Here is a 20728-nt window from a genome sequence, read left to right on the forward strand (position 1 = left end):
CCATGCCAACGCACCCCCGTGTGCGTGACGGCCCCCGTTTGTCCGAAATAACCTGGAGTCCCCATGTCCATCCAACGTTTCCAGCCCAACAACAACCGCCTCAGCCACGCCCTCGTGCACAACGGCATCGTCTATGTCACCGGCCAAGTCCCGGCCGACCGTACCCAGGACGTACGTGGCCAGACCGCCCAGGTGCTGGCGCGCATCGACGAGCTGCTGGCCGAGGCCGGTTCCGACAAGTCGCACATCCTCTTCGCCCAGGTGTGGCTCAAGCATGCGGTGCAGGACTTCGCCGAAATGAACGCCGCCTGGGACGCCTGGGTACCGAAGGATGCACTGCCAGCCCGCGCTACCGTCGAGGCCAACCTTGCCGCCGAGAACATCCTCGTTGAAATCGCCGTTCAGGCCGCAGTCAAGGAGTAAGGTCATGGCGACGATCAAGCATCTGATCCACGGCGAATCGGTCGCCAGCGGCGGGCGCACTGCCGAGGTGTTCAACCCCGCCACCGGCCAGGTCATCCATCAACTCGAACTGGCCAACCGTGCCACCGTGCAGGTGGCCATCGATTCGGCCAAGGCCGCGTTCCCGGCCTGGCGTAACACGCCCCCGGCCAAGCGCGCCCAGGTGATGTTCCGCTTCAAGCAACTGCTGGAGCAGAACGAGGCGCGCATTTCGCAGATGATCAGCGAAGAGCACGGCAAGACCATCGAGGATGCCGCCGGCGAGTTAAAGCGCGGTATCGAGAACGTCGAGTTCGCCTGTGCTGCGCCCGAAATTCTCAAGGGCGAGTACAGCCGCAACGTCGGCCCGAACATCGACGCCTGGTCCGACTTCCAGCCCCTGGGCGTGGTGGCCGGTATCACGCCGTTCAACTTCCCGGCGATGGTGCCGTTGTGGATGTATCCGCTGGCCATCGTCTGCGGCAATGCCTTCATCCTCAAGCCGTCGGAGCGTGACCCGAGCTCGACCCTGTTCATTGCCCAATTGCTGCTGGAGGCCGGCCTGCCCAAGGGCATCCTCAATGTGGTGCACGGTGACAAGGAAGCGGTGGATGCGCTGATCGAAGCACCTGAAGTCAAGGCCCTGAGCTTCGTCGGTTCTACGCCAATCGCCGAATACATCTATGCCGAAGGCACCAAGCGCGGCAAACGCGTGCAGGCGTTGGGTGGCGCGAAGAACCATGCGGTGCTGATGCCCGATGCCGAGCTGGACAATGCGGTCAACGCGTTGATGGGCGCCGCCTACGGCTCGTGCGGCGAGCGCTGCATGGCGATCTCGGTGGCGGTGTGCGTGGGCGACCAGGTCGCCGATGCGCTGATCGCCAAGCTGCAGCCGCAGATCAAGGCGCTGAAGATCGGTGCCGGCACCCAGTGTGGCCTGGACATGGGCCCTCTGGTGACGGCGGCTGCACGCGACAAGGTGCTGGGCTATATCGACGATGGTGTCGCGGCAGGGGCCGAGCTGGTGGTCGATGGTCGCGGTTTCTCGGTGGCGGGCAACGAGAACGGCTACTTCGTTGGCGGTACCTTGTTCGACCGGGTGACGCCGCAGATGCGCATCTACCAGGAGGAGATCTTCGGGCCGGTGCTGTGCGTGGTGCGCGTGCAGAGCCTGGAGCAGGCCATGCAACTGATCAACGATCACGAATACGGCAATGGCACCTGCATCTTCACCCGCGACGGCGAAGCTGCGCGGCTGTTCTGCGACGAGATCGAGGTAGGCATGGTGGGTGTGAACGTGCCGCTGCCGGTGCCGGTGAGCTACCACAGCTTTGGTGGCTGGAAGCGCTCGCTGTTTGGCGACCTGCATGCCTACGGGCCGGATGGCGTGCGCTTCTATACCCGACGCAAGGCGATTACCCAGCGCTGGCCGCAGCGCAAGAGCCACGAGGCGTCGCAGTTCGCGTTCCCTAGCCTTTGAGGATGATCTGACTGGCGCTTTCGCGGGCAAGCCCGCTCCTACAGGTTTATGAGCAGCCCCTCAAATGTTGGACACCCGTCCACTTTTGGGGGCAGCTCATGTAGGAGCGGGCTTGCCCGCGAAAGCGCCGGTCAGGCCACCACAACACTCAGCTACGGCACGCCAGCAACGCCAGCAAATGCTCGGCAAAAATCTCCGGCCTGCCCTCGAACAACCGCTGTAACGGCTTTCCACTCCCCAGATGCGCATACAGCGCGCCACGCTGCGTCGGCTCGCTGACCATGCGCACTGCCGCCTCGATGTACTGCTCCACCGTCGCGGCAATGGTCCACCCAGGCAACCCCGCCCGCCTGAACAACCCCTCGTCGATATGCTCGAACACCTCCGGCCCGGTCTTGCACACCCCCGGCAACCCCAAGGTGAAGGCGTCGATGATGCCGTTGGTGTTGCCGAACGGAAACGGACTGAGGAACAGGTCGCAACGGTCGAAGGTGTCCAGGTACTGCGCATAAGGCTGGTGCGGGTGCACTACGGCATCCGGGACATAGCGGCGGATCAGGCGCTGTAGCTGCGGATAGAGCAACCCCTGCGCCTGGCCGATGAGAAAGTGCAGGCGCACGCGGCGGCCATGGCGCTCCCGGCTGCGCTCGACGATCTGCTGGCAGGCCTGGAGAAATTTCGGGTTGAGCTTCATGGTGGTGGCCGCCACGGCAATGGCCACCTCGGGGCTGTCGAGGCGTTCGCGGGCTCCGAGCCTGACCTCGATCGCCGAGGGGCGGTACGGCTGGCCGTCGCTGGGCAACAGCAGCAGGCGCTCGCTGAAGCACGCAGGGTCGCCGACGAAGTCCTCCTCGACACTGATGTAGTCCACATGCCGCGAGCCGGTGGTCGCCGGGTGCCCGAGCGCGGCCACCTGCAACGGCGCCAGGCGCAGGTTGGCGACGAACAGGGTGAGCGGGAACATGCCGACACTGGGCATGTACAGCACCTGCGGGCGCGCTTGTTCGGCGAGGCTGCGCACCTGGCGCACGCAGGCGAGCAGATCGTCCGGGGCCTTGAGTTCGATGAAGCGGTCGAACACCTTGCGCCCCAGTTCGTCGACATTGCTGGCATAGCCGACCGCCCACAGCTCGAAATGCTGGCGGGCCGCTTCCAGGGTGCGCGAGTGGGTGCGGTAGATCGAATGAGCACCGGAGAACCATTCCAGCACCACCAGCATGCGCGGCTTGCCGTGGCGCGTGCTGGCTGGCGCAGGCAGCGAGGCGATGCCTTCGGCGTCCAGCTTGCGCTCGATCAGGCGACAGATCGAGCGTTTGATGCGGTGGCGCTGCGGCAGGTCGGCGTAGCTGCAGTGCATGTACACGTCGTGGATGATCGCCAGCGGCAACTGATCGAGGCTGTCGAGGCTGTCCAGCCGTTCGGGCAGCCAGGCCAGCAGCGCCTCGCGCTTGGAGTGCGCCGCAGGCGTGCCGAGAAAGCGCGGCGACAGCAGGGCCATGAACAGCGCCATCGCCAGTTGCGGGTTCTGCGTCCACAACAGTTCCACATCCAGTGGCAACTGCGACTCCGGCGAGTAGAGGATGCAGAACTTCACCAGTTGTTCCGGCGCCACTTCGAAGCGCTGGCTGTCCTGGCCGTGCAGGTTGAGGGTGCGCAGGATGTGGTCGGCGTTGATGAAGGCGCTGGCGGCGAACAGCGCCGACAGCCAGCGCTGGAAGTTGATCAGCTGGCCGAAGCCACCGGGGCTGATCTGGAACTGCGGATCGCTGAACAGCGCGCTGATCGCACAGGTCAGGCGCGTCAGCACGTGGGCTTCGAGTTCGTCCTCGGGCACTGCCGGCGACACCGACAGCCTGAACTCCCCGGACAGCTTGCCGTAGTGGCGGTCGATGATCAGCAGCAGGCGCACCAGCTCGCGCGCCGCCTCCTCGTGCTGGCGCGTGTAGCAGAGCTGTTCGAAGTGTTCCAGCGCGAACGGGGTCTGGTTCATGGCGGGCCTCAGTCTTGCGCGAGCGTGGCGTCGCCGAGCAGGGCCAGGTCCAGGTGGATCTGGTCGAGCTGCGGCTGCAACGGCGTCTGCCGGTAGTCAGGGTAGAGCACCTGGCTCCAGTTGGCGTTGGCCATCTGTTTTTGCTGGTAGCCCCGCACATCGGCGCTGCTGCGCTCGAGCAGCGTGGCGTTGACCAGCCCGCCCAGGCGCTGCACCACCGCGCCGCCGTTGGCGGTGAGGGTGGTGCTGTCGCTGCCGTGGACGATATAGGCGCCGCTGTCGCTGTCGGCATCGATCAGCAGCACACCGTCGTCGACCTGCAGCAGGTTGCTGCCGCTGGCGAAGTTCAGCGCCGTGCCACTGTCGCTGCGGGCGGTGAGCGTCAGGTTGCCGTGGCCAGCGGCGATCAGGCTGTTGGCACCGCTGCCTGAGCCGTTGAAGGTGATGCCGGTGGCGCCGTTGCTGCCGGTGCCGCTCAGACTGATATCGCCACCTGCCGATTGGATCATCACGCCATTGGGCCCGGTGCGCAGGAACACGCCGTTGCCGCTGGCGCCGCCGTCGCTGCGCCCGTTCAGGCTGATGGCGCCATCCTGGGTGGCGATGGTGACCGAGCTGCTGGCGCTCGAAGGGTAGAAGTGGATGCCGTTGGCCTGCTGCGAATAGCCCTGGAGGCTTATCGAGCCGCTGCCGGTGGCGCGCAGGTCGGTCTGTCCGGTGAGCATGCTGATGCCATGGGCAGCGACCGCGCTACCGTCGAGGCTGAGGGTGCCGTTCTCGACGCTCAGGCGGTTGATGCCGCTGCTGTAGAAGTCGATGGCATCACCTGCGGCGGTAGCGCGGCCGACCAGGCTGACACTGCCGGAGCCGGTGGTCTGGATGATGTTGGTGACGCTGAGCAGGGCGATACCGTGGTCCAGTTCGTCGTTGTTGGGCGAGTGGAAGTGGCCGTCGAGCAGGATGTTGCCGCCGTTGGAACTGATGCGGTTGGTCGAGGCGGTGCCGCTGCCGCCCAGGGCGATGGCATCGGAGGTGCCGACCGAGTCGCCACGCAGGGTGATGTTGCCACTCCCTGTGGTGATGGCTACGCCGCGCGAGCTGCCCGTGGAGTTGAGGAAGATGCCGTAGCCGCCCCAGCTGTTGCTGCTGGTGCCGCTGATCAGCACATCGCCGCTGTCGCTGCCCAGGTCGATGGCGGCGCCACGGCCGGATGGCGCGATGTCGACGCCGCGCCCCGAGGCGCTGGTGCCTTCCAGTACCAGGTTGCCGCTGGCGCTGTTGACGCGGATGTTCGAGTAGTCGTCGCTGGCGTCCAGGTAGAGTGCGCGGAACGAGCCGGAGCCGGTGTTGATCACTGTGTTGTCGGCCTTGAGCCGCACGTCGCCGGCGCTGCTGGCGATGTTGATGCGTGAGCCCGGTGTGTTGGCGTTGCCGTTGCCCGCCGCGATCAGTGCCAGGGCCGGGGTGCCGCCGCCTGTGGTGTCGCCTTCGACGGTAATGTCGCCAGCGCTGGTCAGGTTGATCGAAGCGCTGGCGCCGGTGACGTTGAGCGCGGTGCCATAGCTGCCGCCGCTGTCGCCACCGAGCACGATGCGCCCGCCGTTGTCGCCGCGCAGGTTGACCGCGCCGGTGCCGGAGGCGGCCACATACAGGCCGCGGTTGCTGGCGCTGCTGCCCTTGACCGTAAGCGTACCGCTGCCCACCGAAAGATTCTGCGTGGAGCCTGCGGTGGTGGAGCAGACGAGCACGCCGAAACCTGAAACGGCATTGCCGCTGAGGGTGACATTGCCCGCGCCGCGGGCGGCGATGTTGTTGCTGGTGCTGAACACCCGCGCGCCGTTGCCGCCGCCGAGGTTGTCGGCGCTGATGGCGATCGAACCTGCGCCGTCGGTGAGCAGGTTGCTGCCGCCGGTGAGGATGAAGGCATCGCCTGTGCCGCTGGTGCTGGCCTGGCGGGCAATGATGTCGATATTGCCGCCACCGGCATCCAGGGTACTGCCCGAGATGCTCACCGCCGTGGCGCTGGAGCCTGATGCCAGGGTGCTTGAGGTCGCGCCACGGAGGCTGATGTCGCCACCGTTGGTGGTGATCCGCGTGCCGTTGCTGATGGCCACGCCCGTGCCGTTGCTGAGGTTGGTGCTGGCGTAGCCATTGACCGGGTCGGCCGCGCTGCCGAGGGTGAGCTTGCCGCCGTTGGTGTTGATGGTGGCGTTGTTCAGGGCGATGGAGCCGTTGCCGCTGTTGTTGAAGTTCGACAGCATCGAGACGTTCAGCGACTTGCCGTCGGCGTTGCTGATGCTGGTGCCGTTCATGTTGACGTTGCGGTGGGCGATCAGTGTCAGGCTGGCATTGCCTCGGGCCTTGACGTTGTCCAGGACGTTGATGTCACCGGAAGTGCCCGCCCCGGAAGAAGTCTGCACGATGATATTGGCGCCTTCGCTGAGCGACGCGTTGAGCGTCGCCGAGCTGAGGTTGGAGCTGCGCCCGGCGTTGGGGGTGAACGGGCTGCTGCTGGAGGTGCCATTGCTGGCACCGCTGGTGATGTTGATGTTGAACGGATCGAGCAGCCAGGTGCCGCCCTGGCCGGACGCTGCGGCCAGGTTGACCAGGCCGGTGACGTCCAGCGCGTTGCCGGAGGTCTCGACCAGGCCGCCCTTGCCGGCGCCGGCGCCCGTGGCGCTGATCACCCCTTCGAAGCGCGTACTGTCACGCGACCAGAGGATGACCTTGCCACCGTCGCCGTCGCCCAGTGCGTTGGCCTCGATGCGCGCATCCTCACCCATGTAGGTCGCCGTGGCCTGGTGCAGCGGGCCGCTGCCCTGGTAGTCGCCGCCCAGCAGCACGGTGCCGCCGCCGGTGCTGCCGGAGGCATCGATGCGGCCTTGCTCGAACAGGCCGACGTATTCGCCGGTCAGGGTCACGTTGCCGCCATGCTCGCCTGCGTCACGGCCGGAGGCGTCGAGCACCCCGCTGTTGGCGACCACGCCGTTGTCGCCGCCGTCCAGGACGATCCGGCCGTTGCGCTGTTGCAGGCTGCGCGCCTCGATCACGCCTTCGTTGTTGACCACGCTGCCGACCATCGCATCGCTGGTGCGTGCGCTCATCAGCACGGTGCCGCCATCGGCTTGCAGCAGACCGCGGTTGGCGACGCTGGCGCCGACCGCCGCTTCATCGACCTGCAGGTTGATCAGGCCGTCGCCGTTGTAGTCGAGAGTAATCTTCTCGCCGCCACCGAGCACCACCGAGCCCATGCGCGCGATCACCGCGCCTTCGTTGCGCACCTCGCCGCCGAGCAGGGCAACGCTGCCACCGTCGGCGGCGCGCAGGGTGCCCTGATTGATCACCGCGCCGCGCTGGCCGTCACCCTGGAAGCGCAGGCGACCGGCCTTGAAGTCGTCGTCGTTGATGTCCAGGGTACTGGCGACCAGGCCGCCGACGTTGACCGACGCACCGTTGCCGAACAGCACGCCGCTGGGGTTGATCAGGTACACCTGGCCGTTGGCGTTGAGCTGGCCGAGGATCTGCGAGGCGTCGCTGGCGGTCACCCGGTTCAGCGCCACCGCCGAGGCGTTGGGCTGGTGGAAGTTGACCTGGGCGTCCTTGCCGATGTTGAAGCGCTCCCAGGTGGCGATCAACTGCTGGCTGTTCTGGGTCACGTCCAGCACATTGCCGGCCTGGCTGATGCCGCCGCTGCCGGAGGTGATCTGGCCGTTCGTTGGCAGGGCGCCTGCGTCCAGCGCCATGGCGTGCTGCGGCATCAGGCCGTGCACGGCGCAAAGTACCGCGAGGGCCAGGGGTTTGAGTGTCGGTCGTTGGCGACGACGGGAAAGGGTGGCGTGCATGGTCGTCTCCTCAGAACGAATAGTTGAAGCCGGTGCCGATGGCGTTGATCGTGGTGCCCACGCCCGGCGAGTAACCGCTGGCGGCAAAGGCGCCGACCACGGCGAAGTTGTAGTTGGCCAGCGACTCGTTCTGCAGCAGCACGTAGTGGGCGAAGATCTCGCTGTTGCGGCTCAGGCGATAACCCACGCCCAGGGCGTACTGGCGTGCACCCATGCCGCTGGTGTCGCACTGATAACCGGCCGCCGAGATCATCTTGCAATCGCCGGCCAGGGCGCGGGCGTAGCTGGCACGCAGGCGCCAGGCGCCGAGGCGGTGGCTGACGCCGAGCATGTAGGCGCGGCGCTTGTAGTCGGATAGATCGCTGACGTTGAGGCTGTTGTTCACCACGCCGTCCTCGGCGTAGTGCAGTTCGTCGGCCACCAGCGACAACTGGGTATTGCCGATCTGGTAGCCCAGGCCCAGGCGGTAGCTGTAGTCGTTGGACGAGGTGCCGTCGGTGACGTGGGTGTTGCTGCCGACGCCACGCGAGTTGCGGCCAAGGCTGGCGATGCCGAAGTAGTCGACATGGCGCTCGGCCGCAGCCACCGCGGTGAAGCCGCCGTTCTGGTAAGTCAGGCTGCCGCCATAGAGGTAGCCGTTGTCGACGTCTTCGGCGGCGCGGGTGCCGTTGTTGGAGTAGGCCAGCTTGAGCGTCAGGCCGTTCCACTCCGGCGACCACCAGGCGACCATGCCTGACTGGCGCCGGTTGAACGCGGCATCGGAGCTTTCGCTGCTGTCGGCCCTGCTGGCCGGGCCGTTGACGTTGCTGGCCATGCTGACGTTGAAGCCCGGCGAGCCGATGATGTTGTAGTAGGCGCCAGCGGTCTTGCCGTTGAACGGATCGAGGCTGGTGGTGCTCTCCTTGAGCGGCATGTCCCATACCCCGTAGAGCAGGGTGCCGTAACGGTCGTCGTCGAAGGCCACGGCGGAGTTGCGCAGGCGGGTGTTGGGCGAAATCGACTTGGGCGCGGTTTCGTCGCCCGACAGCGTGTAGTTGACCGAGATGCCGTATTCGAGCTGCCACAGGAAGCGCGAGGTGTCGTTGATCGGGATACCGGCACGGGCACCGACATAAGAAACGTTGTCTCGGGCACGCAGGTAGCTGTTCATGTTGCGCCCGTTGGGCGTGGCCAGTTTGCTCTGGTCGGCGGGGGCGGCGCGGGTCGAGTCGCGCCGATCGACGTACTCGGGCACCAGGCCCAGCGAGCCGTAGAGGGTCAGCTCGGTGCTCTTGTCACGAAAGTCCTCGCGGGTGCCGAGGTCTTTGGCCAGGCCCGCGAAGGCCTGCGGCGAGCCACTGACCGAGAGCCAGAAACGCTTGGCGTCGCGCTCGTCGCTGGTCGGATCGTCGCCGTTGGAGAAGGCCAGGCTGGCGTTCATCACCAGGTCACGGTGATAGATGTTCAGGCCCACCCCGTAGCCGTGGCGGCTGAGGCTGTTCTCGCTGTCGTCCCAGGGCTTCTTGTTGACCTTCACTCGCCCCGCATCGGCGAACAGCGCGCCTTCGGCGATGGCGCCGTGGATGTTGCCCAGGTACTTGCGCAGCTCGACCCGACCGAGCAGGCCTTCGTCACCGGCCGCTTCGCCGACCCCATAGGCGCGCACGCCGTTGGGGCCGCCGAGGGTGAATTTCTCCGAGCTGTCGAGGTTCTTGTCGGCCCACTGGCCGCTGATGGCGGCATACAGCGAGTAACCGCCGCCGAGCGCCTGCAGGCGGCTGAACGACAGGGTGCCCTTGTGGTAAGTGCCGGCGGCCTCGGCAGTCAGCGCGTCGAGGGCTGCGTCGAGCGGGGTGTTCTTGTCCAGGTGGCCGATGCCATAGCCCAGGCTCCAGCGGTTGCTGCCGGCCCAGCCGTCACGCCAGTCGCCGTACAGGGTCAGGCCTCGGAACACGGCGCTCTTGCGCACCTCGAAGGCGCCAGCGGCGTCGTCGAAGTAACGGTGTTCCTGGGCCAGGTTCAGGCCGATGTTGGCGTCGCGGCTGCGCAGCAGCGAGGCATCGACGAACAGTGCCGAAACCTCGGCGCTGCCGCTGGCGTTGGCGGTCTTCAGGCCCTTGCCGATGCTGTAGTCCATCTCGGCGTAGCTGGCGCCGACGCTGATGCCGCTGGCACCCAGCGGCAGGCGCATGCCCACGCCCTTGATATCCAGACCCTCGAAGCTGGCCTGGTTGTTGAAGTACAGGCTTTCGCCGAAGCCGAAGGCGTCGTTGAGGCTGACGTTGGTGCTCATCCGGTTGCTGCCGGTGTAGTAGTTGCCGTAGTTGTCGAAACTGACCCGGCCGGTCCAGGCAGTCATCTCGCTCAACTTCAGCACGATGTCGGCGGCGCCCGGCTGGCGCGAGGGTTGCAGAACCGCGCGTACGGAAACCCCGGCGATATCGGAGAGGCGCAGCAGCACGCGCTCCATGTCCTGCTCGCGGATCACGCTGCCGCTGGGCAGTGCGTCGACGAAACGCTGTTGCATGCCGGCATTCAGGCGCACACCCGGGCCCGGCTCGGTGCGCACCGTGCCGACCTTGCCTTCACGCACTTCGAGGGTGACCACGCCGCCTTCGATTTCCTGTGGCGGCAGGTAGGCGCGGGCCACCAGGTAACCACGGCTGCGGTACAGCGCGGTGATGCGGTCGGCGGCGGCGCGCAGGCCGGTGAGATCGAGTTCGCGGCCAAGGTCGTTCTGCAATTCCTGTTGCAGGCGCGATTCGCTGATCTCGCGGTTGCCGGTGAGCTTGAAGGCCGTGACCTTGAAGCTGAACGAGGGGCCCGGCGGATGATTGCCTTGGGCCTGGCGCTGGTCGTCCTCGGCCTCGATGCGCACGCTGCCTTGGGGCTGCTGGCTGCGCTGCGCCGGGCGCAAGCTGTCGCGGTTGGTGTCGAACAGTGAGCCGGCGCTGGGCAGGGTTTCACCCTGGGCCTGGCCGGCGAGCACAGCGGCGGTGAGGAACGTCAGGGCGCGCGGGTGCAACGCCCGGCGCACGGAGGCGGCGAGATAAGTCCGGGTCATGGCAGATTCTTTTGTTGTTTTTGTAGGAAGTGCGAACGGCGTCAGCGGGTCGGGAACAGGGTCCTGGCAACGCTTTTCGCGGCGAACAGGCGGGCGGCGTTATGGCCGACCTTGCTGACCTGGAATTGCAGGTGGTCGATGGGGATGTGCCATTTCTGCGCGAGGAAGGCTTCGTAGCGCAGGTAGTTGAGCTGACGCTCGACACGGGTAGCGCCCTGCATGGCAGCGCCACAGGCGCGGTCCATGACCCGGTCGTCCGGTTTGTTGTCGAGCTCGCCGACCATGTAGGTCAGGTTGCGTGCGGCATAGCGCTGGAACACCTGGGTGGCGTTCAGGCCCTGGCGGGTGAAGTACGCCGGTGCCCGCTCCAGGCCATAGCGGTATTGGTTGTAGCTTGGGCACATGACCGTGAGCACTGGCTTGAAGGCGCCGTCCTGCATGCGGTTGTCGTCCAGGTAAAGGTAGGACGAGGGGCTCGACACCACGTAGCGCACCTGGATGCCGCTAGCGCGCAGGCGTTGGTCGCCGTCGCCGAGCAGGGTGTAGCGCTGCATCAACTGACCACCGGCGGAGTGACCGATGAGCACGATTTCCTTCAGTGCCGGGAAATGCTGGCGGTTGCCGAGGTAGGCGAGCAGGTCGTCGAGCACGGTGAAACCGGCGATACCGGCGCGCCCGCTCTGCGACTCGGTGCCGTGCATCCACTTGTCTTTCGGCCACAGCGGCATGTCGTCACCGGCACGGCGGTCGCTGGGGGTGAGGAAGTTGGGCGCCAGCAGCAAGGTGTCGCTGGCGCTGAGACCCGCGTTTTCCAGCAGTTTTTCGCCGCTGTCGTAATAGTCGTCGGCGTTGCGGCGTACCCCATGCAGCAGCACCACGGCGCGCTGCACGGGCAGGCTGGCACGCTGCAGGTCGTTATTGGCGAAGGCAAGGAAGTTGTAGGGGGCAGTGTCGCCCAGGCGCAGGGTCTGGGGGGCGGCGACGGCCTGGACGGCCAGCAGGCTGGCGGCCAGGAGCAGCAGGGAGCGGGCGAGTATGCGCAGAACGTGATGCGGCATGTAACCACCTCGTAAGCGTGCGGTCCGGTCGTATCCCGTGGCAGTGTGGGGGATCGGCCGGTTTGATTGGAGTTATGGCGCCGATCCTAGCAGCGGTTTTTGCCGAGATAAAATATCTTGAATCGAGTGTCTTGATATCTTGAAAGTATCAAGTTGCCATTGCCGCTCTCCATACTAGAGAGATATTGGTTGGATATTTTTAATATATTTTTAATCTTCCAAACCCGCCGCTAGCATCCCGCCATGTTCGCCCCTCCTGAGCGACACATTCGCGGAACCGAAACCATGACAACAAGAAAGACCCCGCTCTACCTGGCCATCGCCTACGCCCTGTTCGCCGCGGCCACGGCCCAGGCCGCCAACACTGCCGACCTGCCGTGCAAGACCACCGCCGAATGCGCCGAGCAGGCGCGCAAGATCGGCGCCACCGTCGACAAGTCCGCGCTCAAGGGGGGCCAGCAGGAAAGCCAGTTCGACTGGCTCAACCGCATCAACAAGGCCTCCATCGTCATGCTCACCGAGCAGGGCATCGTGCCGGCCGACCAGGGCAAGGTGATTGCCGGCGGCGTGCGCTATGCCATCGACCAGGCCAAGCAGCCCGACGGCAAGCGCCCCAGCGATGTGTTGCAGCTCGAGCAGGTGATGATCGACAAGATTGGCCCGCAGGCTTCGCTGATCCACTCCGGGCGCAGCCGCCAGGACATGTACGCCACCTATCGCCTGGCCTCGCTGCGCGCCGAAGTGCTGGACTACAGCGACGCCCTGAACGCCACCCGCCAGCGTCTGCTCAAGCTGGCCTCGGTCAACGTCGACACCCTGGTGCCGGCCTACACCAACGGCGTGCAGGCCATGCCGATCAGCTACGCCCACTACCTGCTGGCGTACGAGGCTTCGTTCCAACGCGATGCCCAGCGCATCCATGACCTCTATGCGCGCCTGAACCTGAGCCCGATGGGCACCGCGGTGCTGGCCAATTCCGGTTACCCGCTCAACCGCGAGCGCCTGGCAACGCTCTTGGGCTTCGATGGCCTGCGTGAGAACTCGCTGGATGCCAGCCAGGTGTCGACCTACGACATTCCGCTGGAGGCTGCGAGCATTGCCTCGTCGTCGGCCATTCGCGTGGGCGCGATCATGGGCGATATCCACACCCAGTACCACCAGACCCGCCCGTGGCTGCTGCTCGACGAGGGCTCGACCTACACCAGCAGCGCCATGCCGCAGAAGCGCAATCCAGGCCTGCTGATGCGCACCCGCGAGTCGGCTTCCGATGTGGTCGGGCTGGCCAACGCCACCACCGTGCGAGCGCATAACGTCACTACCGGTATGACCGACTACAAGGCCGCGTTCGACGACCTGGGGCTGTTCAAGTCGGCCAACGAAATGTTCGAGCGCATGGACCTGGTGCTCGATGCCCTGCAGATCAATGCTGCCCGCGCCGAAGAGGAACTGGACGCCGACTGGACCACGTCGATGGAGCTGGCCGACACCCTGGAGCGCCAGCACCACGTGCCGTTCCGCATCGGCCACAGCTTTGCCTCGCTGATCGTCGAGAAGGCCCGTGCCGAGGGCACGCTGCCCAAGGACTTCGCCTACGCCGATGCCCAGGCGCTCTACACCCAGGCGGCGATGAAGTACAAATGGCAGGACGACCAGCTGCCGCTGAGCGAGGCTGCCTTCCGCGCCAGCCTGTCGCCACGGGCGATGGTCGAGAGTCGCCAGGGCACTGGTGGGCCGCAGCCGAACGAAGTGCGGCGCATGCTGATGGAAGCGGGCAAGCGCCTGGCGGCGGACCAGGACTGGATGAAGCTGCACCGGCAGAAGCTGGTGGATGCCGATGCGGCGCTGGACAAGGCGTTCGACAAGCTCGCCGGGCAATAACAACGACGCAATCGTGTGGCAACTGCTTGCTCAAAACTCTAAGGCCTGCCCAATCCCTGTAGGAGCGGGCTTGCCCGCGAACACGGGCGTAGCCCGTGCCAGGCAGCGCGGTGCATGGCACCGGCTGTGCCGGTGTTCCCGGCGGTTCAAGGTTGCTTGGGAATTATCCTGCGCGTCACGCAGCCGTTTCTCTGTTGTTGAAGATAAGCATCGGGACTAATTTCCCAGGGGCGCCCATATGGGGACCGGGTGTGAGAGCTATGCCTTTTGCGTAGAGGCTGGCAGGTGCTTGCCGAAAGCTTTTCAGCGTCTATGAGATCGAGCGCCGCCCGCGCGGCGCTTCGCGGGCAAGCCCGCTCCTACAGTTTGTTTCGGGCCAATTAATCCTGTGGCATTTTCGCGCGAACCCTTTGGCGCACGGCGCGATATCGAGTCGTACACACCAGGCGGTCGCGCGCCTGTGGCACAGGCATAACTGGCCCGAAACAAATGTAGGGGCGGCGGTTCGGCGCTCCGACTTGCCCGCGAAGCGCCGCGCGGGCGGCGCTCGATCTCACAGGCGCTGAAAAGCTTCAGGCAAGCACCTGTCAGCCCTCACGCAATCACATGCGCACACCTTGAAAGAGAAGGGTGTGAGAACCCGCTATCTAGTTGCAGTTCAACGCTGTCATGGCAGCTGTGTGTGGGCAGGCTTTATGCCTGGCCGGCTTTTGCTCTGTGTTGGTCCGGTCTCTCACCCCACCACAGCTGCCACCCGGGGGAAATATGATGTCCCCATGCCTCAGAAAATTCCGAATCTCGCCGGCACCGCTTCAGTTCAAGGTGTTTGTGTAGAGGCTGGCAGGTGCTTGCCGAAAGCTTTTCAGCGCCTATGAGATCGAGCGCCGCCCGCGCGGCGCTTCGCGGGCAAGCCCGCTCCCACATTTGTTTCGGGCCAGTTATGCCTGTGCCATAGGCTCTCGACGCCTGGTGTGTACGACTCGATAACGCGCCGTGCGCCAAAGGGGTCGCGCGAAAATGCCACAGGATTCATTGGCCCGAAACAAATGTAGGAGCGGGCTTGCCCGCGAAAAGTACACCGCGATGCATGGCACCGGCTGTGCCGGTGTTCGCGGCGGTTCGGCGCCCGACAAGCCTGCTCCCACAGTTGCCCTAGCCCAACACCTCGCGCAATCGTGCCCGATCCACTTTCCCGTGCCACCAGGCAATCGCCAGGCACGCCACGCAATTGCCCACCACATTGGTCACCGACCGGCATTTCATCAGCCGCTCCACGCCGATCAACAAACCAATGCTCTCCAGCGGCACGATGTCCAGCACGCTCAAGGTCGCCGCCAGGGTGACGAAGGCCGAGCCGGCCACGCTGGTCGAGCCGAGCGAGGTGAACAGGCTGACCAGCACGATGGTCGCCAGCAGCGAGGGAGTCAGGTCGATATGCCCAAGCTGTGCGAGAAACAGCACCGCGACGATCAGGTACAGGCTCGAGCCATTGAGGTTGAAGCTGTAGCCGGCAGTGAGGGTCAAGCGCAGGGTCTGGCTGTCGCAACCCGCCGCTTCGAGCTTTTCCACCAGGCGCGGCAGGGCGGCCACCGACGAGCCGGTCGAGATCACCAGCAGCAGTTCTTCCTTGATGTAGCCCACCAGCCGCGCCAGGCGACAGCCGAGCAGACGCATCACCAGCAGCGGCACCAGCAGCAGGTAGGCCAGGCAAGCGGCGTAGGCAGCAACGACGAACTTGGCCAGGGGAATGGCGGCGTCCAGGCCGTACTTGCCGATGATGAAGGCGATGGCACCAAACGCGGCCAGCGGCGCGAAGCTGACGATCAGGCGCATGATGCGGAACATCCAGGCCATGGTCCGGTCGAGCTGGCGGGCCAGGCGCCGGCCGGTTTCGCCGCTGCGCCCCAGCAGCAGGCCACATACCAACGCGGCCAGCAGCACCTTGAGGATCGGGCTTTCTTCCAGCGAGTCGAGCAGCAGGGTCGGCAGGCGCGAGAGCATCGGACCGTCGCCGGCCAGCAGCGGCACCGACCACACATGGCTGGAGCTTTCCAACCCCGCACCAGGGCGCAGCAGCAAAGCCACCACCAGGCCAATCAGCAGCGAAAGCAACGACATCAGTTGCCAGTAGGCCATGGCCTTGAGGCCGAGGCGGGCGGTGGCGCGGTAGTCGCTCAGGGCGGCGGTGCTGGAGCAGACCAGGATGAACATCACCACCGGGGCACAGACGCCGATGATGGAAATGAACAGGTCACTGAGCGGCTTCATCTGCACCGCCAGGTCCGGCTGCCAGACACCCAGCAGCGCACCGGCCAGCAGGGCGAGCAGCAGCAGGGCGAGGTCTGAACGAGAGCGATTGCGGATCATCGGCAGTTTTTGTTTTTTTCCGGTTTGCCGATTCTAGCGTGAATGGTGCGAGGACTGCGCATGCGCCACAATGCTCCTCGCCACCCGTCCCCGGAGCCTGCATGGAACTTCGTCACCTTCGTTACTTCGTCATGGTCGCCCAGGAAAAGCACTTCACCCGTGCCGCCGCGCGGCTGAACATGCAGCAACCGCCACTCAGCCAGCAGATCCGCGCACTGGAACAGGAGCTGGGCTTCGACCTGTTCATCCGCCATGCCAAGGGTGTCGACCTTACCGCTGGCGGCGAGGTGTTCCTTCAAGAGGCACTGGACATCCTGCAACGGGTCGAGAACGGTGCGCAGAAGGCGGCGCGCACGGCCAAGGGCATCGAAGGCAACCTCAAGGTCGGCTTCACCAGCTCGGCGGCGTCCCATCCATTGATCCCCCGCATCATCCGGCGCTACCGCGACCTGTACCCGGACGTCGATATCGCCTTGCACGAAGGCAACGCCCGCGAACTGACCGACGAGGTGAGCGACGACAGCGTCGACATCGGCATCCTTCGCGCGCCGGTCGACCGCCCACGCGGCATCGCCTATCACCGGTTGCTCAACGAAGAACTGGTGCTGACCCTGCCGGTTGGCCATCGCCTGCTCGACAGCGGTGCGGCCATTGCCCTCAAGGACCTGGCCGACGAGCCGTTCATCCTGGTGCGCCGCCCGGGGGCGCCGGGGATGTACGCCAATTTGCTGCAGGCGTGTCGCAATGCCGGGTTCGAGCCGAAGGTGGCGTTCGAGGTCGAGCGCATGCTGACCAACGTCAGCCTGGTGGCCGCAGGTGCCGGGGTGTCGGTGGTGCCGACCTCGATGCGCGGCTTTCACGAACACAGCGTGGCCTACCGGCCAATCCGCGACGCCCGGCCACGGCTGGCGGCGCCTATTACCTTGCTGTGCCGGCAGGACAACCCGTCGCCGCAGGCGGTGAATTTTGTGGCGTTGGCGCGGGAGCTGGGCAGCGAGTTGCGCCGTGAACGACGGGAGGCCGGTGGTGCTGCGTTAGCTACAGACTAATGACAACGCGGCGCCTGGCTAACAAGGCCGGGGCGCTGGGAGGGTAGGGTGGTCGCAACACTGCAAAGTCTGTGGCGAAGCGATTTTGGCCGACAGGCTTGTGGTGGCTGTTCCGGCCTCATCGCGGGACAAAGCCCGCTCCCACAGGTGTTCCGCAGGTTTCGGAGTCGTCGGGGCACCTGTGGGAGCGGGCTTGTCCCGCGATGAGGCCCTGAAGATCACCCCCCCCCTTCGGGAGCCTCACCATGTCATCCGCCCGCTTCACCCTGTTCACCGCCTCGGCGGTGTGCGCCCTGATCATCCTCGACACCAATATCGTCGCGGTCAGCCTGCCCAGCATCGCCCGTGACCTGTCCGGCTCGTTCGCCGACATCGAATGGGTGGTCAGCGCCTACCTGCTGGCCTTCGCCGCAGCCCTGCTCCCGGCCGGCAGCCTGGCCGATCGTTTCGGCCGACGGCGCATGCTGCAACTGGGCCTGGGCCTGTTCGGCCTGGCCTCGCTGGCCTGCGGCGCCGCGCCGACACTGATGTTTCTCGACCTGGCCCGGGCCGTCAAGGGCCTTGGTGCGGCGCTGTTGCTCACCGCCGCGCTGGCGGCCATCGGTCACCGCTTCCACGAACCCGAGGAGCGCCTGCGCGCCTGGGCGTTCTGGGGCGCGTGCATGGGCGCGACCATCACCTTCGCACCGCTGCTTGGCGGCCTGATCGCCAGCACCTTGGGCTGGCGCTGGATCTTCTACATCAACCTGCCGCTGGTGGTGGTGCTGGCGTTCATGGTCCGGCGCAGCATCGAGGAATCGCGCGACAGCGCCGCCGCTCGCCTGGATCCGTTCGGCAGCCTGACCTTCGCGGGTGCGCTGGGCTACCTGATCTGGGCGCTGATCGATGCCAACCGCGTCGGCTGGGACAGCGCCCCCACCCTCGGGCGCCTGGTGATCGCGGCGTTCCTGTTCTTCCTCTTCGTGTTGGTCGAGCGCAACCAGTCGCGGCCAATGATCGACCTGCAACTGATGCGCAGCGGGCGCTTCATCGGCGCTCTGCTCGGCATGTTCGCCTATGCCGCCTGCGCCCAGGTGATGATGACCCTGCTGCCGCTGTACCTGCAGAACGGCCTGCAACTGCCAGCGCTGGCCGCAGGTGCAGGCATGCTGCCGTTCGCCCTGGCGATGCTGCTGACACCCCGCCTGGGCATGCGCCTGTCGGCACGGCTCGGCTCGGCGCGCGTGTTCGCCCTGGGGTTGCTGCTGGTGGGGCTGGGCAACCTGTTGTGTTCGGCTGCAGCCGCGTACGGCGGTTATACCCGCTTCGCCCTGGCCAGCCTGGTGCTTGGCGCCGGGGCCGGGCTGCTCAACGGCGATACGCAGAAGAACATCATGGCCTGCGTACCGCGTGAGCGCACCGGCATGGCCTCGGGCTTGAGCACCACCACCCGCTTCGGCGCGATCGTGCTGGCCATCGGTGTGCTGGGCGGGATTCTGGCCAGCCGCAGCGGGCAGTTGTTGCGTGAGGCGGTGGCGGGCGTGGCGCCGGGGCAACTGGACAAGGTCGGCGACATGGCGACCCGGGTCGCGGCGGGCGATCTGCCGGCGGCGCTGGCGGTGGTCGATCCGAGTCTGCGCGACACCCTCGCGCCGCTGGCACGCCAAGCCTTCGTCGGCGGTTTCGAAGCGGTGCTGACGAGTGCCGGGGTGGCGGCGCTGGTGTTCGCCGTGGTGGTGGGGCTTCTGCTGAACCGACCACTCCCCGTGCCAGTCACGCAGCCGACCTGATGATTTAATTTCATGGTCGTTATCAATCAACGCGATTAGAAGGCTTCACATTCTCTGGGTATAAAGCATGCAAAAAATGATGGCAAAAAGCTTTTATGCACTCGGGGGAGGACACCATGTTCAGAGGAATCAGCATCACCATGAGGTTGGCGCTGGGGTTTGCATTGGTCGTTGGGTTGATGCTGGTCATCACCGCTATCGGCGTGCACCGGGTGGGCGGGATCGACGCGCTGCTCACCGAGGTCAGCGGCAACACCACGGTCAAGCAGCGCTATGCGATCAACCTGCGCGGCAGTGTGCATGACCGCGCCATCGCCATCCGCGATGCCGTGCTGACCCACGATGACGGCCAGCTTTCGGGCTTCCTCCAGGACATCAAGCGCCTGGACGACTTCTACCAGACCTCAGCGGTGCCGCTGGCCAAGATGCTCGGTGAGCCTCAGGCCGGTGCCGACGAGCAGCGCCTGCAGCAGCAGATCCAGGGCATCGAGCGTACCGCCCAGGCCGCCACCGCACAGTTGCTGGAGCTGCGCCACAAGGGCGACTTCGAGCAGGCCCAGGCGCTGTTGCTGGCCCAGGTCGCGCCGGCGTACAAGGAATGGCTGCGCAGTATCAACGCCTTCATCGACCTGCAGGAAAAGGATGTAGTGCGCGACATCGGCATCGTGCGTGACAGCGCTTCGGGCTTTGCCGGTTTGATGCTCTGGGCCGCGGCCCTGGCTGCGCTGCTCAGCGTCGGCGCCTCGCTGCTGATCATCCGCAGCATTCGCTCGACCCTGGGCGCCGAGCCCGAGGAAGTGGCGCAACTGCTGCGTGGCTTGGCCCGTGGCGAGATCGACCAGAGCGTACGCAGCCAGCACCCGGACAGCGTGATGGGCGCGCTGGGCACCACCAACCGTCACCTCACCGAGATCATCGCCCAGGTCAACCAGGTGGCGACCGACCTGGTCGCCTCGTCCAGCCGCATGAGTCAGGGCGCCGCCGCCAACCAGGGGCGCATGCAGCAGCAGAGCGACGACACTCAGCACATGGCCAGCGCCGTGTCGCAGCTGGTGGCCGCGATCAACGAGATCGCCGGTTACGCCGCCGCGGCAGCGCGGGCCTCCGAGGCGGCTGACCAGGAAGTGGATGCTGGCAAGACCGTGGTCGAAGGTACCGCCAGCTCCATGCACGAGCTGGCCCAGGTGCTGGAGTCGGCCACCGAGGCGGTGTTGCAGGTCGCCTCTGACAGCCAGGCCATCGAGAGCATCATCGAGGTGATCAACTCCATCGCCGAGCGCACCAACCTGCTGGCGCTCAATGCCGCGATCGAGGCGGCGCGTGCCGGCGAGTTCGGCCGGGGCTTCGCGGTGGTCGCCGACGAGGTGCGCTCGCTGGCCAACCGCACCCAGGAATCGACTCGCGAGATCCGCGGCATGATCGGCAAGCTGCAGGAGGGTGCCGGCAAGACTGCGCAGATCGTCGGCGACAGCCGCGAGCTGGCGCAGGGCACGGTGGAGCGTACCCAGGTCGCACAGCGTTCGCTGAACGAGATCCGTCGCGAGGTGGCAGCGATCAGCCAGATGAACAACCAGATCGCCGCGGCTTCGTCGCAGCAGGATGTGGCGGCGAGCATGCTCAGCCAGGACATCAATCGCATCCACGCCTCCTCGCGTGATGCCCACGCAGGTTCCACGCGCCTGGCCGGGGACAGCCAGGAGCTGCTGGAGCTGGCGGATGCGCTGGGCAGCCGGATGGGCTTCTTCAAGACTGCCGGGTAGTTCCCCCAGGCCCGACCTTTTCGCGGGTAAACCCGCTCCTGCAGGGATTGC

11 protein-coding genes and 1 pseudogene are annotated in these 20728 nt (G+C 65.9%); 7 read left to right on the forward strand and 5 right to left on the reverse strand.

Features of this window, described 5'->3' with window-relative positions; genetic code table 11:
• The first annotated feature begins 63 nt into the window (after positions 1–63).
• Both APH44_RS20460 and APH44_RS20465 read left to right on the forward strand, forming a co-directional pair.
• On the forward strand, positions 64–423 hold the full coding sequence (locus tag APH44_RS20460) for a RidA family protein (protein ID WP_054894294.1): 360 nt from the start codon (positions 64–66) through the stop codon (positions 421–423).
• A 4-nt stretch (positions 424–427) separates the two neighbouring features.
• On the forward strand, positions 428–1921 hold the full coding sequence (locus APH44_RS20465) for a CoA-acylating methylmalonate-semialdehyde dehydrogenase (RefSeq protein WP_054894295.1): 1494 nt from the start codon (positions 428–430) through the stop codon (positions 1919–1921).
• 148 nt (positions 1922–2069) lie between these two features.
• Here the strand turns inward: APH44_RS20465 and APH44_RS20470 are convergent, their stop codons facing one another.
• The 4 genes from APH44_RS20470 to APH44_RS20485 are packed head-to-tail and all read right to left on the reverse strand — an operon-like array spanning position 2070 to position 11854.
• Entirely contained in the window at positions 2070–3911 is a 1842-nt protein-coding gene (locus APH44_RS20470) for a peptide transporter (protein WP_054894296.1), read from the reverse strand.
• A gap of 8 nt (positions 3912–3919) precedes the next feature.
• A complete protein-coding gene (locus APH44_RS20475; RefSeq protein ID WP_054894297.1) occupies positions 3920–7753 on the reverse strand; it encodes a filamentous hemagglutinin N-terminal domain-containing protein in 3834 nt (1277 codons plus the stop codon).
• A gap of 10 nt (positions 7754–7763) precedes the next feature.
• A complete protein-coding gene (locus APH44_RS20480) occupies positions 7764–10796 on the reverse strand; it encodes a porin (RefSeq protein ID WP_054894298.1) in 3033 nt (1010 codons plus the stop codon).
• Positions 10797–10837: 41 nt separating this feature from the next.
• Positions 10838–11854, reverse strand: a complete 1017-nt coding sequence (locus APH44_RS20485) for an alpha/beta fold hydrolase (RefSeq protein WP_054894299.1) — start codon at positions 11852–11854, stop codon at positions 10838–10840.
• Positions 11855–12139: 285 nt separating this feature from the next.
• Between APH44_RS20485 and APH44_RS20490 the strand changes: the two genes are divergently transcribed.
• On the forward strand, positions 12140–13732 hold the full coding sequence (locus APH44_RS20490; RefSeq protein ID WP_054894300.1) for an argininosuccinate lyase: 1593 nt from the start codon (positions 12140–12142) through the stop codon (positions 13730–13732).
• Between the two features lie 1152 nt (positions 13733–14884).
• Here APH44_RS20490 and APH44_RS20495 read toward each other — a convergent pair.
• Positions 14885–16099, reverse strand: coding sequence for a cation:dicarboxylate symporter family transporter (locus APH44_RS20495; protein ID WP_054894301.1), 1215 nt, complete (start codon positions 16097–16099; stop codon positions 14885–14887).
• Between the two features lie 101 nt (positions 16100–16200).
• On the opposite strand from APH44_RS20495, the gene APH44_RS20500 reads away from it, so the two are divergent.
• The 4 genes and pseudogenes from APH44_RS20500 (at position 16201) to APH44_RS30745 (ending at position 20677) form a co-directional block, all read left to right on the forward strand.
• Positions 16201–17148 carry a LysR substrate-binding domain-containing protein gene (locus APH44_RS20500; RefSeq protein WP_054894302.1) on the forward strand — a complete coding sequence of 316 codons (948 nt, stop codon included), beginning with the start codon at positions 16201–16203 and terminating at the stop codon, positions 17146–17148.
• Between the two features lie 245 nt (positions 17149–17393).
• Complete coding sequence (locus APH44_RS20505) at positions 17394–18917, forward strand: MFS transporter (protein ID WP_054894303.1); 1524 nt, start codon at positions 17394–17396, stop codon at positions 18915–18917.
• 116 nt (positions 18918–19033) lie between these two features.
• Positions 19034–19549: pseudogene (locus APH44_RS30740) on the forward strand (MCP four helix bundle domain-containing protein); the annotation flags it as partial.
• 534 nt (positions 19550–20083) lie between these two features.
• Positions 20084–20677: a methyl-accepting chemotaxis protein gene (locus APH44_RS30745; protein ID WP_370671052.1), complete on the forward strand. Its 594-nt coding sequence runs from the start codon at positions 20084–20086 to the stop codon at positions 20675–20677.
• Positions 20678–20728: the final 51 nt, after the last annotated feature.

This window comes from Pseudomonas sp. NBRC 111143 (genome assembly GCF_001320965.1).
Taxonomy (GTDB): domain Bacteria; phylum Pseudomonadota; class Gammaproteobacteria; order Pseudomonadales; family Pseudomonadaceae; genus Aquipseudomonas; species Aquipseudomonas machongensis.

Coding starts and splice junctions, on each gene's coding strand:
- APH44_RS20490 (WP_054894300.1), top strand. CDS start 12,140: ATGACAACAAGAAAGACCCCGCTCTACCTGGCCATCGCCTACGCCCTG.
- APH44_RS20485 (WP_054894299.1), bottom strand. CDS start 11,854: ATGCCGCATCACGTTCTGCGCATACTCGCCCGCTCCCTGCTGCTCCTG.
- APH44_RS20470 (WP_054894296.1), bottom strand. CDS start 3,911: ATGAACCAGACCCCGTTCGCGCTGGAACACTTCGAACAGCTCTGCTAC.
- APH44_RS20495 (WP_054894301.1), bottom strand. CDS start 16,099: ATGATCCGCAATCGCTCTCGTTCAGACCTCGCCCTGCTGCTGCTCGCC.
- APH44_RS20480 (WP_054894298.1), bottom strand. CDS start 10,796: ATGACCCGGACTTATCTCGCCGCCTCCGTGCGCCGGGCGTTGCACCCG.
- APH44_RS30745 (WP_370671052.1), top strand. CDS start 20,084: ATGCACGAGCTGGCCCAGGTGCTGGAGTCGGCCACCGAGGCGGTGTTG.
- APH44_RS20460 (WP_054894294.1), top strand. CDS start 64: ATGTCCATCCAACGTTTCCAGCCCAACAACAACCGCCTCAGCCACGCC.
- APH44_RS20505 (WP_054894303.1), top strand. CDS start 17,394: ATGTCATCCGCCCGCTTCACCCTGTTCACCGCCTCGGCGGTGTGCGCC.
- APH44_RS20475 (WP_054894297.1), bottom strand. CDS start 7,753: ATGCACGCCACCCTTTCCCGTCGTCGCCAACGACCGACACTCAAACCC.
- APH44_RS20500 (WP_054894302.1), top strand. CDS start 16,201: ATGGAACTTCGTCACCTTCGTTACTTCGTCATGGTCGCCCAGGAAAAG.
- APH44_RS20465 (WP_054894295.1), top strand. CDS start 428: ATGGCGACGATCAAGCATCTGATCCACGGCGAATCGGTCGCCAGCGGC.